Genomic DNA, 13,027 nt, shown 5'->3' with positions numbered 1-13,027 from the left:
CCCTGCCCTCACAGGGTTACGACATCGAATTCCGCCACGGGATCCACGTCGGCATCGTAGTCGACGTCATCCCGCTCGAAGCCGAACAGCTTCAGGAACTCATGCTTGTACCCAGCATAGTCGGTTATCTCGAAAAGGTTCTCGGTGGTCACCTGGGGCCACAGGTCCTGGCAGGCCTGCTGGACGTCATCGCGCAGCTCCCAGTCATCCAGCCGCAGGCGGCCGGCCTCGTCGGTCTCGGCGCGGCCCTGCCCTTCACCGAGATAGAGGCGCTCGCCGAACAGGCGGTTGAGCTGGTCGATGGTGCCCTCGTGCAGCCCCTTCTCCTTCATCACCTTGTAGACCATGGCGATATAGAGCGGCATCACCGGGATGGCCGCACTGGCCTGGGTCACCACCGACTTGAGCACCGCCACGTTGGCGCCGCCGCCGCTGGCCGAGAGGCGCTTGTCGATCTCGCCGGCAGCGCGATCCAGATCCTCCTTGGCCTTGCCCAGGGCACCGTGCCAGTAGATCGGCCAGGTGATCTCGGTACCGATGTAACTGAAGGCCACGCTGCGCGCGCCCTCGGCCAGCACGCCGGCGCGATCCAGGGCATCGATCCACAGCTCCCAGTCCTCGCCGCCCATCACCGCGCGGGTATCCTCGATCTCCTGCTCGGTGGCGGGCTCCACCTCGGCCTCGATGATGGTGTCCTTGTTGGTGTCGATGGCGGTGGCGCGGTAGGTCTCGCCGATCGGCTTGAGGCTGGAGCGCTTGAGCTCGCCGGAGTCCGGCAGCTTGCGCACCGGCGAGGCCAGCGAGTAGACCACCAGGTCGACCTGGCCCATGTCCTGCTTGATCAGCTCGATGGCCTTCTCGCGGGCCTCGTGGGAGAAGGCGTCGCCGTTGATCGACTTGCTGTAGAGGCCTTCCTGCTTGGCGAATCGATCGAAGGCGGCACTGTTGTACCAGCCGGCGGTGCCCGGCTTCTTCTCGCTGCCGGGCTTCTCGAAGAACACGCCCAGGGTGTCGGCGCCATAGCCGAAGGCCGCGGTGATGCGCGCCGCCAGGCCGTAGCCGCTGGAGGCCCCGATCACCAGCACCTTCTTCGGCCCGTTCGACTTGTCGAGCGTGCGGGCGCGGGTCGCCTCGATCTGCTCGAGCACGTTCTTCTCGCAGCCGGCGGGATGGGTGGTGGTGCAGATGAAACCGCGTACCTTGGGCTTGATGATCACGTCAGACCTCGCTGTTGATGTCGTGAGCGGACGCCGCCGCCCTGTCATGGAGTGGTAATCGACCTATTCTAGCCGCCACGTCCGCCGCTGTCCGCCCTTGAGCCCGGCCGGCGCCTGGGGCAGGATGCCTGCCTACGGCGATAACCCTATCCACGACACCCGGGAGCGAACGATGGATGCCCAGACCCTGGTCGACGAACGCGGCGAGCTGTGGCTGGCGCTGGCACCGCTGTGGCTGGAGCGCGAACCGGGCGAGCGTGATTACGCGCAGATGCTCACGGTCATCGAACGCCACGCGCTCACGGTGGACGAGCTGGAGTGGGTGTTCCGCCTCGAGCTGGCGCCGGTGCTGGCACGCTACCAGATGTCGATGGTCGGCGAATGGCGGTCGTTCGACGACTACAAGCTGATGAAGCAGCTGGTGGCCCACAACCTGCGGCTCAAGGGCTGGCGACGCAAGAGCTGGGCGCTGTTCTCGGGGCTGACCACCATGATGACCCGGCATCGCTGGAACGAGCTGATCGCACGGCTGATGGTGGAGCGTGGCGAGACACCCCCATGATGACCCGACTCACGCAACATCAGGCTGGAACGAACTGATCGCCCGCCAACCTCAAGCCTCGTCCAGCGCCAGCTCCAGCGCGATGCGCAGCTCGTCCTCCCCGGTGCGAGGCGAGAAGCGGCGGATCACCCGGCCATCGCGGCCCACCAGGAACTTGGTGAAGTTCCACTTGATCAGGCCGGTGCCCAGCAGCCCCGGTGCCTCGCGCTTGAGCTCGACGAACAGAGGATGGACGCCGCTGCCGTTGACCTTCACCTTCTCCATCAGCGGAAAACTGACCTGGTAGTCGCGGGCGCTCAAGGCGCAGAACTCCTGGGCCGACTCCGGCGACTGGCGGCCGAACTGGTTGCAGGGGAAGCCGATCACCATGAAGCCACGCTGGCGATAGCGACGATAGAGGCGCTCCAGCTCGCGCAGCTGGGGCGTGAAGCCGCAGCGGCTGGCGACGTTGACGATAAGCAGCACCTGGCCACGCAGCGCGCCGAAGTTGAAGGGCTCGCCCTGGGCGGTGCGGCACTGTTGGTCGTGGATAGACATGCGCGGGCCTTGATGGTCGATGACCCTCACGATGCCACGCCACCCGCGGCGGCGCTACCCCGCGACGCCCTGCCTGGCCAGCCGGCGGCGCACCTCGGCGACGCGGCGCCCGAGGGCCTGGCGCCGGGTGCGACGCTCCTCCGCTCCCAGGGGGGCATAGCGCAACCGCTCGAGCTGGTGGGCGCAGTCGCGCAGGGCGGGCCCGGCGGCACCCGCTGAGTCGGCCAGGCGACGCAGGTGGGCGGCCGGCGACTCGCCGTCGCGGGGCGGCATCCCGCGCCGCCCAAGCCAGGCCTGTAGCCGGCGGATACGCAGCGCCTCGTCGCGCCCCTCCCGATGGCGGCGCCAGGCGAGGCGCAGCCCGCTCGCCAGCCCACCCAGCGCGGCGAGTGAAAGCGCCAGGCCCACCAGCCACGCCAGGGGCCCGCGCCCGGGAAGCAGGCCCAGCATTGCGCCCCACAAGGCGTGCAACCGCTCGACCATCCGGGCCAGCAGCGCGCTGCGCGATTCGTCGCGGTAGCCGATCACCCCGCGCTGCCAGCGATATTCCAGGCGCTCCCAGTCCAGGCGCAGGCGATTGACCCAGCCCAGCTCGCGCATGCGCAGCGGCGAGAAGGGGGAGTCGGCCAGGAAGGTCTCGCCGCCATCCTCCACCGCCTGGGCCCCCTGTTCGATGCGCTCCGGCGCGATGGCGGCGGTGGGGTCGAGGCGCTGCCAGGCGCCGTCCAGCCATACCTCCACCCAGGCGTGGGCGTCATAGTCGCGCACCGTATAGTGGCCGTCCGGATGACGCTCGCCGCCCAGGAAGCCGGCGACGATGCGCGCCGGCAGCCCCACCGACCGGGCCAGCACCGCCATGGCCGAGGCGTAGTGGGTGCAGTAGCCGGCGCGGCTCTCGAACAGGAACTCGTCGACCCGGTCGCGGGAGGTCAGCCGCGGCGGCGTCAGGGTGTAGCGGAACGGCGCCTCGCCGAAGCGCGCCATCAGTGCCGCCAGGAAGGCACGCGGCTCGCCCCCGGCCTCCTGCCACAGCCGCTCGGCCAGCGCGCGGCTGCGCGGGTTGGCATCGGCGGGAAGGCGCGTGTGCCAGCGCGCCCCCAGGGGCTCGGGCCAGCCCGGTGCCAGGCCGCTGCTCGAAAGGCGCAGCAGGCTGCGCGAGGCGAGCGGCGTGAGCCCCTCCACGGTGCCGTCGGCCAGCCAGCGCAGGCGCTCGCCGCTGGCCAGGGGAGCCCCCAGCGAGGGTCGCCAGGGCCGACTGTCGGGCTCCAGCAGCAGTTCCGCCGTGAAGCGTGGCGCGGCGCCGTCCGACCAGGGCGAGCGCCGGCCCTCGGCCAGCAGGTCGCGCAGGTCCCGCCCGAGGCCGGCGGCGAGGCGCTCCGGCGAGACCCGGCGCCAGCGCTCGCCATCGAATTCCGAGAGGGTATAGACCCGCCAGTAGCGCTCATCGGGGGCCGGCTCGGCGCCCTCGAAGCGCACCCGGAAGGCACGCCGGTCGCTGCGCGACAGCTCGGCGATGTCCCCCGGGGCGATCTCGTCGCTGAGCCCGGTGGCGGCACGCTCCGCCTGGGGCAGGTTCCACAGCGGCCCGATCCGCGGGAAGACCACAAACAGCATCACCATCAGCGGTGCCGAGAGCCCCAGCAGCCAGGCGCTCTCGCGCCACGCCTGGCGGGCGCCGGCGGCGCCGGCCAGCCACACCAGCGAGTGCATCAGCCAGGCCACCGCCACCAGGGCGCCGGCGGCCATGGGGATGCCCTGGTCATGGAGGAAGGCCACGGTGGTGGCGACCATGCCGATCAGCACCACCACCCGGGCGTCGCGGCGGGTGTGGGTCTCGAGCAGCTTGAGCAGGTAGACCCCCAGCAACAGGCCGATCATCGACTCCATGCGTCCCAGGGTACCGTAGTGCAACCACAGGCCGCCGGTCAGCGCCGCCACGCCGGCCAGGCGCAGCACCACCCCGGCGCGCGGCAGGCGGCGGCGCAGCTGAAGGTAGCGGTAGCCGGCCACCAGGGCGGCGAGGCCGCCCAGCCAGGCGGGCATGAAGGCCAGGTGCAGGGCCAGCACCAGGCACTGGCCGACGAACAGCCGACGCAGCATGGCCGCGCTCAGCGCCCGGCCATCGGCGAGTACCGCCGACCGCGGATCGCGCGAACTCATGATGCACCTCCCGACGTACCGGGAGGACGAAACCGCGCCAGCGCCGTCAGCGCCTGGCGGCGCTGGGCGGCGCCCTCGCCCTGGGCCAGGGTCACCCCCGGCAGGCGCAGCCCGTAACGATCGCCGGCCTGGTGATGGGCCAGCACCCGCCCACAGAGGATCGACAGGCGGGTCTCGGGGTCGCCGCGACAGGCATCGTAGTCCAGCCACAGCTGCTGACGGGGCGGCACGCTGAACGCCTTGGCCGCCAGCACGCCGGTGCGGCTCCACTGCTTCCAGGCCAGCTGGGCCGGGCTGTCCCCGGGCTCGGCACGCCGCAGACCGGCGAAGTCGGTGGCCTCCAGGCCCGCCCCGGCCTGGCGGTGCTCGGGGATCTCCTCGACCAGCGGCCGAGGATAGACCAGCAGCCTCTCGTCACTCGCCAGCCAGGCCACGGCGCGCACCAGGCCCAGCGGCCAGGCGCTCTCCAGGCGCAGCAGCGGCAATGGCGATTCGCCACGCGTGGGGGCCGGCAGGGCCAGGTCCGCCTGGCCATGGCCCTCCGGCAGGTCGAGGGTCGCCCTCGCCCCCTCGGCGTGCAGCGCGATGGCGTGGCGCGGACGCCCACCGTCCAGCACCAGCCCCAGGCGCGCCTCGCCCCCGGCGAAGGTCTCGGCGGGCAGGCGCAGGGTGGTACGTACGCCGAGCAGGTTGCGCCAGGTGCGCAGCAGGGCCACGGCCGCCACCGCAAACAGCCAGAAGGCCAGTCCGTAGGCGAGGCTGTTCTGGTAGTTGATGCCGAACAGCAGCAGCAGCAGGACCAGCACCCCCCAACCCAGGCCGAAGCGGGTGGGCAACAGGAAGAGCCGGCGCTGGGGCAGAGGCGTGCCGGGCGCGATCGCCGCCCGACGCCACCAGCGCTGGCGAGACGCCCGCGCCAGCACGGCTAGCCCATCACCGGCACACGGGACAGCAGGTGGCGGGCCAGGGCCTCGCCCTCCTCGCGCCGGCCGCTGCTCAGGCGATGCCCCACCACCGGCACCCACACCGCCTGGACGTCCTCGGGCAGCACGTGGTCGCGGCCCTCAAGCAGTGCCCAGCCACGCGCCGCCTGGAGCAGGGCCAGGGCACCACGGGTGGAGAGCCCCCAGGCCAGCTCCGGGTGCTCGCGGCTGGCGGTGACCAGCGCCTGCACATAGTCGAGCAGCGCCTCGGCGACGTGGATAGCGGCCAGCCGCGCCTGCCAGGCACGCAGCCGTTCGGCGTCGAGCAGTGCCGGCAACTCGGCCAGGCGCTCGCGACCGGCACGCCCGCGCAGGATCTCGCGCTCGGCGCGGGCGTCGGGGTAACCCAGCGAGAGGCGCATCAGGAAGCGGTCGAGCTGGGACTCCGGCAGCGCGAAGGTGCCGGCCTGCTCCTGGGGGTTCTGGGTGGCGATGACGAAGAAGGGATCCGGCAACGAGCGGGTCTCGCCCTCCACGGTCACCCGCCCCTCCTCCATGGCCTCGAGCAGGGCGCTCTGGGTCTTGGGGGTGGCGCGGTTGATCTCGTCGGCCAGCACCACGCCATGGAAGATCGGCCCGGGATGGAAGGTGAAGCGCGCCTCGCGCGGGTCGAACACCGAGACGCCGAGCACGTCGGCGGGCAGCAGGTCGCTGGTGAACTGCAGGCGCTGCATGTCCAGGCCGGTGACCCGGGACAACGACTGGGCCAGGGTGGTCTTGCCCAGCCCCGGCAGGTCCTCGATCAGCAGGTGGCCTCGGCACAGCAGGCAACAGAGCGCCAGTCGCACCTCCCGGGACTTGCCCAGCACCACACCCTCGAGGGCCGCCAACACGGCATCCAGTTCATTGAGGCTGACCGGTCGGTTCATGACGCCGCCTCCAGCAGCCCGGCATCACGCAGCACCTCCACCGCCTGGCGGGTATCCGGGGTCACCTCGGCGAGGGCCAGGGCCTCGGCGGGCGGCAGCCAGAACGCCTCGGCCACCTCCTCGGCCTGGAGTGTCAGCGGCCCGTCGTGCTCGACCAGGTAGAGGCTGCCGAAGATATGGTTGCCGCCCCGGGCATGCACGAAGCCCCCCGCCGGCACCAGCGTCGCACCGCGGATGCCCAGCTCCTCCTCGAGTTCGCGACGGGCCGCCAGATGCACCGCCTCGCCGGCCCCCACCACGCCGCCGGCGGCCAGGTCGAGGCCGCCGGGGAAGACCTCCTTGGTCAGGGTGCGGCGCTGCACGCAGAGCTCGCCGCGGGCATTGCGCACCACCACGTAGGTGGCGCGGTGCCAGAACCGGAAACGGCGCATCTCTGACCGCCAGGCGCTGCCGCAGGGGCGATTGCGGGCGTCCACCAGCTGGATGCGCTCGCGGGCAACATGCGGCGCCGGCAGGCACGCATCGCGCGGATCTTCGATCATGGGCGTCTCCCCGGGAAATGCCCCAAGCCTAACCAGTCGGCGGCGTGGCGTCACGTTGACCGCGGGCGCCGCGACTTCCATGCTCAGGCAAGGCCGCCACTGCGGAGACCCACCATGCCCGACCACGCCCCCCGTCACCGCCTGGCCACCCATGAGGTGGCCAACCAGCCGCCTCCGGCCGGCGATCGCGACCTGCTCGCCGAGGACCTTCCGCTGCGCGAGGCCCTGGCCCGGGAGGCCCCGGCGTGGGTCGCCAAGAGGCTCGCCGCGCTGGGCCGCGAGGCCGGCAGCGAGCGCGTCCAGGCGCTGGGCGAGGCGGCCAACCGCCACCCACCGGAGCTGCGCCTCTTCGACCGCCATGGCAGGCGCCTGGACGAGGTGGCCTACCACCCCGCCTATCACCAGCTGATGAGCCTGGCCATGGAGGGCGGCTGGCACTCCGTGGCCTGGCAGGCGGAGGGCAACGGCGGCCACCAGGCCCATGTCGCCGCCCTCTATCTGCTGACCCAGGCCGAACCGGGGTTCTGCTGCCCGGTGACCATGACCCACGCCGCCATGCCGGTGCTGCGCCACTCCCCCGGCGTGGAGACCCACTGGGCGCCCGGCCTGCTGGCCCACCTCTACGACCCGCGCGTGCTGCCGGCGACGCACAAGCGGGGCCTCACCTTCGGCATGGCCATGACCGAGAAGCAGGGCGGCAGCGACTTGCGTAGCAATACCACGCGAGCCGAACCCCTCGCTGCCACGCAAACCGACCCCCTCGCCACGACACGGGCGGCGCCGACCGACGACGGCTGGCGACTGACCGGCCACAAGTGGTTCTGCAGCGCGCCCATGTCCGACGCCTTCCTGACCCTGGCGCAGACCGAGGCGGGGCTGGGATGCTTCCTGGTCCCGCGCTTCACCCCCGACGGCGAGCGCAACGCCATCGAACTGCAGCGGCTCAAGGAGAAGTGCGGCAACCGGGCCAATGCCTCGGCGGAAATCGAGTACCGCAGCGCCTGGGCGGAACCCATCGGCCCAAGCGACCGAGGCATCGCGACCATTCTCGAGATGGTGCAGCAGACGCGCCTGGACGCCGCCAGCGCCCCGGTGGGCATGATGCGCCAGGCCCTCGGCGAGGCGTGGCGCCACGCCCGGGGCCGCCATGCCTTCGGCCGGCCGCTGGCCGAGCAGCCGCTGATGCGGGCGGTGATCGCCGACATGGCGCTGGAGGTAGAGGCCGGGGTGGCACTGACACTGCGCACCGCCCGGGCCTTCGACGCCGCGGCTCGGGGCGACGAGGCCGAGCGCGCCCTGGCCCGGCTGCTGCCGACGCTGGCCAAGTACTGGCACAACAAGCGCGGACCCGGCTTCATGGCCGAGGCCATGGAGTGCCTGGGCGGCATCGGCTACGTGGAGGAGTCGCCGCTGGCACGGCTCTACCGCGAGGCACCGGTCAACTCCATCTGGGAGGGCTCGGGCAACGTCATCTGCCTGGATGTGCTGCGGGTCATCGCGCGCCATCCCGACGCGCTGGAGGCACTATGGCAGGAGCTCGCCCCGGCCCGGGGGCAGGTGCGGGAGCTGGACGACGCCATGGATGGCCTGGAACGGCTGCTGGAGGCTCCCCCGGAGGAACTGGAGCCACGCGCACGCTGGCTCACCCAGCGCCTGGCCCAGTGCCTGCAGGGGGCGCTGCTGCTCCGCCATGCCCCGAATGCGGTCGGCGAGACGTTCTGCCGGGCGCGCCTGGGGAGAGAGGCGAGTCCCGCCTACGGCGTGCTGCCCAGTACCTCCCCTGTGACGGAGGTACTGGAACGCATCGCATCCTGAGTGGCTCCCAGTTCGAGGATCTCCTCGGCGGGCATCGGCCGGGCGAGCCCGAAGCCCTGGACATGGGTGCAGCCGAAGCGGTCGAGAAGCGCCAGGGCGCCCGGGTCCTCGACGCCCTCGGCCACCACCCGGATGCCGAGCCGGCGCCCGAGCAGTGCCACCGCCTCGACGATGGCCGCATCCTGGGACTCCTCGTGCAGGTGGCGGACGAAGCTGCGGTCGATCTTGAGCTCGCTGATCGGCAGCAGCTGCAGCCGCGACAGCGACGAGAAGCCGACGCCGAAGTCGTCCACCGAGACCTCCAGCCCACCGAGGCAGAGGCGTGCCGCCACCTCGCTGCCCAGCAGATCATCGTGCATCGCGGCGGTCTCGGTCACTTCCAGCACCAGCGGCGGATCGCCGGGCCGGCGGTGTCGGGTCAGCGCCAGCAGGTCGGGACACATCAGGTCATCGGGGGTCACGTTGACCGACAGCGACGGCATGACGCCCTGGCGATGCCAGATGTCCGCATCATTCAGGGCCATCTCCAGCACGTGGCGCGTCAGGCGCTTGCCCTGCTCTGGAGAGAGCAGCGGCAGGAAGGCCGCGGGGCCGATCAGCCCCAGCTCGGGATGCGCCCAACGCACCAGCGCCTCCACGCCGCTCAGGCGCCCGGAGGAGAGCTCGAACTGGGGTTGGTAATGGAGGGTCAGCTCCTGGCGCCGCAGCGCCATCTCAAGCTCTTCGCAGGAGAATACCGGGTCGCCGTCCACCTCGGCGGGCGACTCGCGCCCCACCCGCAGGCTGCCCAGGCAGCGGCGCAGATCGGCCAGGCGCATGGGCTTGTCCAGGCAGCCCAGCATGTGCAGGCCCAGGGTCTGCCCCACCCGCTCGGCGATGCGCGCTATCTTGCGCTCCACGCCGGAGAGCAGCAGCACCCACCCCCGGTAGTCGGTCGCCGCCAGGCGGCGCAGCAGGGCAATGGCATCCTCGCCGCCCACCTCCAGGCCCATGACCACCAGCTGAGGGGGGCGTCTGACCACCTCATCCAGCAGGCGCGCGGAGTGACGATAGTAGCGGCTCTCCAGGCCCAGCACCTCCAGTTGCAGGGAGAGCACCGCGGCCACCTCCATGTCCGCTTCCAACACCAGGGCAAGCGCCTGCGGCGCTTGTGACGACTCGTTCATCGGCAGGATCTGCACGGCGGGTTCATGACTGAGCCTACCACTCCTCGAGCCCCCTCAACCACGCCCCGGCCGCCCTTCGTCAACGTTCGCGCCTGCCGCTCAGGCGAGCAGCGGCCCGCTGATCACCCGCGCCGCCAGCGCCAGCAGCAGCACCCCGGTGGCGCGGTTGATCCAGTGGGCGCGGGCCTGCAGCCAGGGCAGCACTCGCGAATGGGAGAGCCCAAGGGCCACCAGCACATACCAGCCGGCGTCGATCAGCATGGCGGTGAGTACGATCAGCACCTGGGCCACCAGGCTCATGCCGGGGGTGACGAACTGGCTGAGCAGGGCGATGAAGAACAGGATCAGCTTGGGGTTGCCGAGGGCCACCAGCACGCCGTCGCGGGCCGCCTGGCGGCGGGTGGTGGGCGCCCCCACCGCCTCCAGCGGGCCGGCACGCCCGGCACGCAGGGCCCTGATGCCCAGCCAGGCCAGGTAGGCCGCGCCGCCCCAGGAGATCGCCTGGAACAACATGGGCTGGCGCACGATCAGCGCCCCCAGCCCCCACACGGTCAGCAAGGCGTAGAAGCCCACTCCCAGGGCGTGGGATAGCCCCGCCGCCACCCCCGGGGCACGGCCGCCTCCCAGGGTGTGGCGCAGCACCATGGCCAGGCTGGGTCCCGGCGACATGGCGCCCATGGCACACACCGCCGCCAGGGAGAGCCACAGGGAAAAGGGCATCGCAGGAACCTCAGCGGTGATACTGTTTCTCGCGCTCGGGCTGCCACAGGATGGCATCCACACGCAGCTGGACATGGCCGCCATCGGGCAGCGGCCAATCGATGGTATTACCGACCCGCAGGCCGATCAGGCCGGCGCCCACCGGCGCCATCACCGAGATGGCATCTTCGACGTCCCCCAGCGAGCGGGGATAGACCAGGGTGCGAATCATCTGGCGCCCACGGCTCAGGTCGGTGAACTGGATGCGGCTGTTCATGCTGACCGCATCCTCGGGAATCTCCTCGGGATCGACCACTTCGCCACGCTCGAGCTCCTGCTCGAGGGCATCGGCCACGAAGCGGTCCTTGTCGCTGGCCTCATCGATCAGGCGCTGCAGACGGTCGGCATCGAGCCGGTTGATGATGATGGGGGGACGGGACAGCATGGCACCTCCTGAACGCTGATAAACGCTATTTGTACGCTTATCGGAGTATCCAACGAAAACAGCCCTCCACCCGCTAGCGGGCGAAGGACTGTATAAACCTCACCATACGACATCCGGCCGACTTCGGACAGTCTTCGACGCGGAACTTTCACCCAGCCGGGTGGATCGGGCTGCAACCAGGCGGGGCGAACGCTAGACTGGGGCCACCTCAATCGCCGGAGCCTCCCATGTCGGTTCGATTCTTCGCCTGGTTGATGATCGCTCTCGGCGTCATGCTGCCCATCGTGGGCTGGCAGGCCGCCAGTCCGGTCGGTTTCATCGGCCCGGTGCTGGTGCTGCTCGGTATTCTGCTGATGGTCACGCGGCGTGGCCGCTGAGGCGGGGCCGGCAAGCCTCAGCGCCCTGCTGGAGCGGGTCAGGCATGCCGGACAGCGCGAGCAGAGCGTCAGCCTGCAAGCCCTGCTGGAGGCGGTGGGCCGGCGCAGCTTCGCCCCCTTCCTGCTGGTAGCCGGCCTGGTCACCCTGGCCCCGCTGGTCGGCGACATCCCGGGGGTACCGACGCTGATGGCCAGCCTGGTGCTGATCGCGAGCAGCCAGCTGCTGGTCGGGCGGCGCAGCATCTGGCTGCCCCACTGGCTGCTGCAGCGCCGGGTGTCACGGCCGCGCTTCCATCGCGTGCTGGCCTGGCTGGAGCGCCCGGCGGCCTGGACGGACCGCCTGCTGCATCAACGCCTGACGGCGCTCACCCGCCCGCCGGCTCACTTCGCCGTGGCAGTGATCTGCCTGGTGATCGCGCTGGCCATGCCGCCCATGGAGTTCATCCCGTTCAGCGCCAACGGCGCCGGCCTCGCGCTGACCCTGTTCGGCCTGGCGCTGCTCGCCGACGACGGCCTCTTCGCCCTCGCGGGCTACCTGCTGACCGGGGGCACCCTGGCCATCGTGGTGGTAAGCGTGATGGGGTAAGCGCCTCGCCTCGAGAAGGCCATAAACGCAGACAGCCGCCTGAGTCGATAACTCAGGCGGCTGTCTGGATCGGAATAGATGCTGGTACCGGCGGTCGGACTCGAATTTCAGGAAGCGTGATGCGTCAGGTCATGGAAGTGAATGCCGGTCGCCTTGATGACCGCGGTCATGGTGCGCAGGGTCGGGTTCCCCCTGGGTGACAATGCCCGGTACAGACTCTCGCGTGAGACCTTGGCACGCTCAGCCACGGCATCCATGCCGCCCTGGGCTTCCACCACATGACGCAGCGCCACCAGGAAGGCAGACTCGCCACCCTCCTCGTCCAGCTCATCGAAGGCGGTGCGCAGGTAATCGACCGCCATGCCCGGGTCATCACGCAGCATCTCGATTACAGCAGTGTCGTGGCTTTTCATGTTCGCGCTCTCCTCCGGTGGTCTTTCAGAAACGCCTTAGCCTGCTCGATGTCAGCCTGCTGGCGCTTCTTGGTTGGTGCCACCGATCAACAACATCACCAGGCGTCTGCCCACCTTGGCGTAATACACGCGGTAGCCAGGGCCGTAGTCGATTCGAAGCTCCAGCACTCCATTTCCAACGGCCTTGGTGTCGCCGGCATTGCCGGCGGCCAAACGGTTGAGACGAGTCAGCACGCGCATGGCTGCCTGACGATCCTTGCCCTTGGTGGCATCCAGCCAGGCTTGAAACGGATCGTGGCCGTCAGCGGTGAGGTAGTGCGTAAGCTCCATCATCGGGCGCATTGTAGCTTAAAAACTACAAAAGCATGCAAGGAGACAGCCTCAAGAAGGCGCTGACGACGCCCTCCCTCTGCACCCTGAGTAACGTGGAGGCGAAAGGTAATGGCGAAAACGCCGACGGCCGCCTGCTGGGAAGGCAGGCGGCCGTCGTCATGCTAGAGGGGCTGGTACCGGCGGTCGGACTCGAACCGACAAGGGCTTGCACCCGGCGGATTTTGAATCCGACACCACTTCATAAAAATCAGCATCTTGAAGCCGAAGCAATCGCCTTACCAACATACCTACCAACATCTACCAATGCGCTTGGCTGCCACTCT

The 13,027-nt window shown here is 70.2% G+C and carries 15 protein-coding genes; 4 read left to right on the top strand and 11 right to left on the bottom strand.

The window, feature by feature from the left end; translation table 11 throughout:
* Positions 1 to 8: 8 nt before the first annotated feature.
* Complete coding sequence (gene fabV / locus RAN53_RS00660; protein WP_305794889.1) at positions 9 to 1,217, bottom strand: enoyl-ACP reductase FabV; 1,209 nt, start codon at positions 1,215 to 1,217, stop codon at positions 9 to 11.
* A 172-nt stretch (positions 1,218 to 1,389) separates the two neighbouring features.
* On the opposite strand from fabV, the gene RAN53_RS00655 reads away from it, so the two are divergent.
* A complete protein-coding gene (locus RAN53_RS00655; RefSeq protein ID WP_305794888.1) occupies positions 1,390 to 1,779 on the top strand; it encodes a hypothetical protein in 390 nt (129 codons plus the stop codon).
* Between the two features lie 51 nt (positions 1,780 to 1,830).
* Here the strand turns inward: RAN53_RS00655 and RAN53_RS00650 are convergent, their stop codons facing one another.
* Genes RAN53_RS00650 through RAN53_RS00630 form a run of 5 tightly spaced genes read right to left on the bottom strand, consistent with a single transcriptional unit; the run spans position 1,831 to position 6,870 of the window.
* Positions 1,831 to 2,316, bottom strand: coding sequence for a glutathione peroxidase (locus tag RAN53_RS00650; RefSeq protein ID WP_305794887.1), 486 nt, complete (start codon positions 2,314 to 2,316; stop codon positions 1,831 to 1,833).
* A 54-nt stretch (positions 2,317 to 2,370) separates the two neighbouring features.
* Positions 2,371 to 4,476 carry a DUF3488 and transglutaminase-like domain-containing protein gene (locus tag RAN53_RS00645; protein ID WP_305794886.1) on the bottom strand — a complete coding sequence of 702 codons (2,106 nt, stop codon included), beginning with the start codon at positions 4,474 to 4,476 and terminating at the stop codon, positions 2,371 to 2,373.
* Positions 4,473 to 5,399 (bottom strand): DUF58 domain-containing protein, encoded by a 927-nt coding sequence (locus tag RAN53_RS00640; RefSeq protein WP_305794885.1) that lies wholly within the window; start codon positions 5,397 to 5,399, stop codon positions 4,473 to 4,475. Before RAN53_RS00640 ends, RAN53_RS00645 begins: the two co-directional genes overlap by 4 nt.
* 2 nt (positions 5,400 to 5,401) lie before the next feature.
* Positions 5,402 to 6,328, bottom strand: coding sequence for an AAA family ATPase (locus RAN53_RS00635; protein WP_305794884.1), 927 nt, complete (start codon positions 6,326 to 6,328; stop codon positions 5,402 to 5,404).
* Positions 6,325 to 6,870: an NUDIX hydrolase gene (locus RAN53_RS00630; RefSeq protein WP_305794883.1), complete on the bottom strand. Its 546-nt coding sequence runs from the start codon at positions 6,868 to 6,870 to the stop codon at positions 6,325 to 6,327. The genes RAN53_RS00635 and RAN53_RS00630 overlap by 4 nt, the downstream gene beginning before the upstream one ends.
* A 114-nt stretch (positions 6,871 to 6,984) precedes the next feature.
* Between RAN53_RS00630 and RAN53_RS00625 the strand changes: the two genes are divergently transcribed.
* A complete protein-coding gene (locus RAN53_RS00625; RefSeq protein ID WP_305794882.1) occupies positions 6,985 to 8,685 on the top strand; it encodes an acyl-CoA dehydrogenase family protein in 1,701 nt (566 codons plus the stop codon).
* Here the strand turns inward: RAN53_RS00625 and RAN53_RS00620 are convergent.
* The 3 genes from RAN53_RS00620 to rnk form a co-directional block, all read right to left on the bottom strand.
* Entirely contained in the window at positions 8,625 to 9,866 is a 1,242-nt protein-coding gene (locus tag RAN53_RS00620) for an EAL domain-containing protein (protein WP_305794881.1), read from the bottom strand. The two genes, RAN53_RS00625 and RAN53_RS00620, sit on opposite strands and share 61 nt — an antisense overlap.
* Before the next feature lie 84 nt (positions 9,867 to 9,950).
* The gene (locus RAN53_RS00615; protein WP_305794880.1) at positions 9,951 to 10,571 is read right to left on the bottom strand and encodes a LysE family translocator; all 621 of its coding nucleotides are present in this window, start codon (positions 10,569 to 10,571) and stop codon (positions 9,951 to 9,953) included.
* A gap of 10 nt (positions 10,572 to 10,581) precedes the next feature.
* Entirely contained in the window at positions 10,582 to 10,995 is a 414-nt protein-coding gene (rnk, locus tag RAN53_RS00610; protein WP_305794879.1) for a nucleoside diphosphate kinase regulator, read from the bottom strand.
* A 227-nt stretch (positions 10,996 to 11,222) separates the two neighbouring features.
* Here rnk and RAN53_RS00605 point away from each other — a divergent pair, with 227 nt between their 5' ends.
* Positions 11,223 to 11,372 (top strand): hypothetical protein, encoded by a 150-nt coding sequence (locus RAN53_RS00605; RefSeq protein WP_305794878.1) that lies wholly within the window; start codon positions 11,223 to 11,225, stop codon positions 11,370 to 11,372.
* Positions 11,362 to 11,958, top strand: coding sequence for an exopolysaccharide biosynthesis protein (locus tag RAN53_RS00600; protein WP_305794877.1), 597 nt, complete (start codon positions 11,362 to 11,364; stop codon positions 11,956 to 11,958). The genes RAN53_RS00605 and RAN53_RS00600 overlap by 11 nt, the downstream gene beginning before the upstream one ends.
* 107 nt (positions 11,959 to 12,065) lie before the next feature.
* Here RAN53_RS00600 and RAN53_RS00595 read toward each other — a convergent pair whose 3' ends face one another.
* Both RAN53_RS00595 and RAN53_RS00590 read right to left on the bottom strand, forming a co-directional pair.
* Positions 12,066 to 12,371: an addiction module antidote protein gene (locus RAN53_RS00595; RefSeq protein ID WP_305794876.1), complete on the bottom strand. Its 306-nt coding sequence runs from the start codon at positions 12,369 to 12,371 to the stop codon at positions 12,066 to 12,068.
* Between the two features lie 51 nt (positions 12,372 to 12,422).
* Positions 12,423 to 12,704, bottom strand: a complete 282-nt coding sequence (locus RAN53_RS00590) for a type II toxin-antitoxin system RelE/ParE family toxin (RefSeq protein ID WP_305794875.1) — start codon at positions 12,702 to 12,704, stop codon at positions 12,423 to 12,425.
* Between the last annotated feature and the right edge of the window lie 323 nt (positions 12,705 to 13,027).

Origin of the sequence: Halomonas sp. SSL-5 (genome assembly GCF_030708455.1) — a bacterium.
Taxonomy (GTDB): domain Bacteria; phylum Pseudomonadota; class Gammaproteobacteria; order Pseudomonadales; family Halomonadaceae; genus Halomonas.
This window is presented reverse-complemented; position numbering and strand designations above follow the sequence as displayed.

What these genes read in the sequence shown, in the direction of transcription:
- RAN53_RS00590 (WP_305794875.1), bottom strand. Translation starts at nt 12,704, where the DNA reads ATGATGGAGCTTACGCACTACCTCACCGCTGACGGCCACGATCCGTTT.
- RAN53_RS00595 (WP_305794876.1), bottom strand. Translation starts at nt 12,371, where the DNA reads ATGAAAAGCCACGACACTGCTGTAATCGAGATGCTGCGTGATGACCCG.
- RAN53_RS00655 (WP_305794888.1), top strand. Translation starts at nt 1,390, where the DNA reads ATGGATGCCCAGACCCTGGTCGACGAACGCGGCGAGCTGTGGCTGGCG.
- RAN53_RS00605 (WP_305794878.1), top strand. Translation starts at nt 11,223, where the DNA reads ATGTCGGTTCGATTCTTCGCCTGGTTGATGATCGCTCTCGGCGTCATG.
- RAN53_RS00625 (WP_305794882.1), top strand. Translation starts at nt 6,985, where the DNA reads ATGCCCGACCACGCCCCCCGTCACCGCCTGGCCACCCATGAGGTGGCC.
- RAN53_RS00645 (WP_305794886.1), bottom strand. Translation starts at nt 4,476, where the DNA reads ATGAGTTCGCGCGATCCGCGGTCGGCGGTACTCGCCGATGGCCGGGCG.
- RAN53_RS00635 (WP_305794884.1), bottom strand. Translation starts at nt 6,328, where the DNA reads ATGAACCGACCGGTCAGCCTCAATGAACTGGATGCCGTGTTGGCGGCC.
- RAN53_RS00615 (WP_305794880.1), bottom strand. Translation starts at nt 10,571, where the DNA reads ATGCCCTTTTCCCTGTGGCTCTCCCTGGCGGCGGTGTGTGCCATGGGC.
- RAN53_RS00630 (WP_305794883.1), bottom strand. Translation starts at nt 6,870, where the DNA reads ATGATCGAAGATCCGCGCGATGCGTGCCTGCCGGCGCCGCATGTTGCC.
- rnk (WP_305794879.1), bottom strand. Translation starts at nt 10,995, where the DNA reads ATGCTGTCCCGTCCCCCCATCATCATCAACCGGCTCGATGCCGACCGT.
- RAN53_RS00650 (WP_305794887.1), bottom strand. Translation starts at nt 2,316, where the DNA reads ATGTCTATCCACGACCAACAGTGCCGCACCGCCCAGGGCGAGCCCTTC.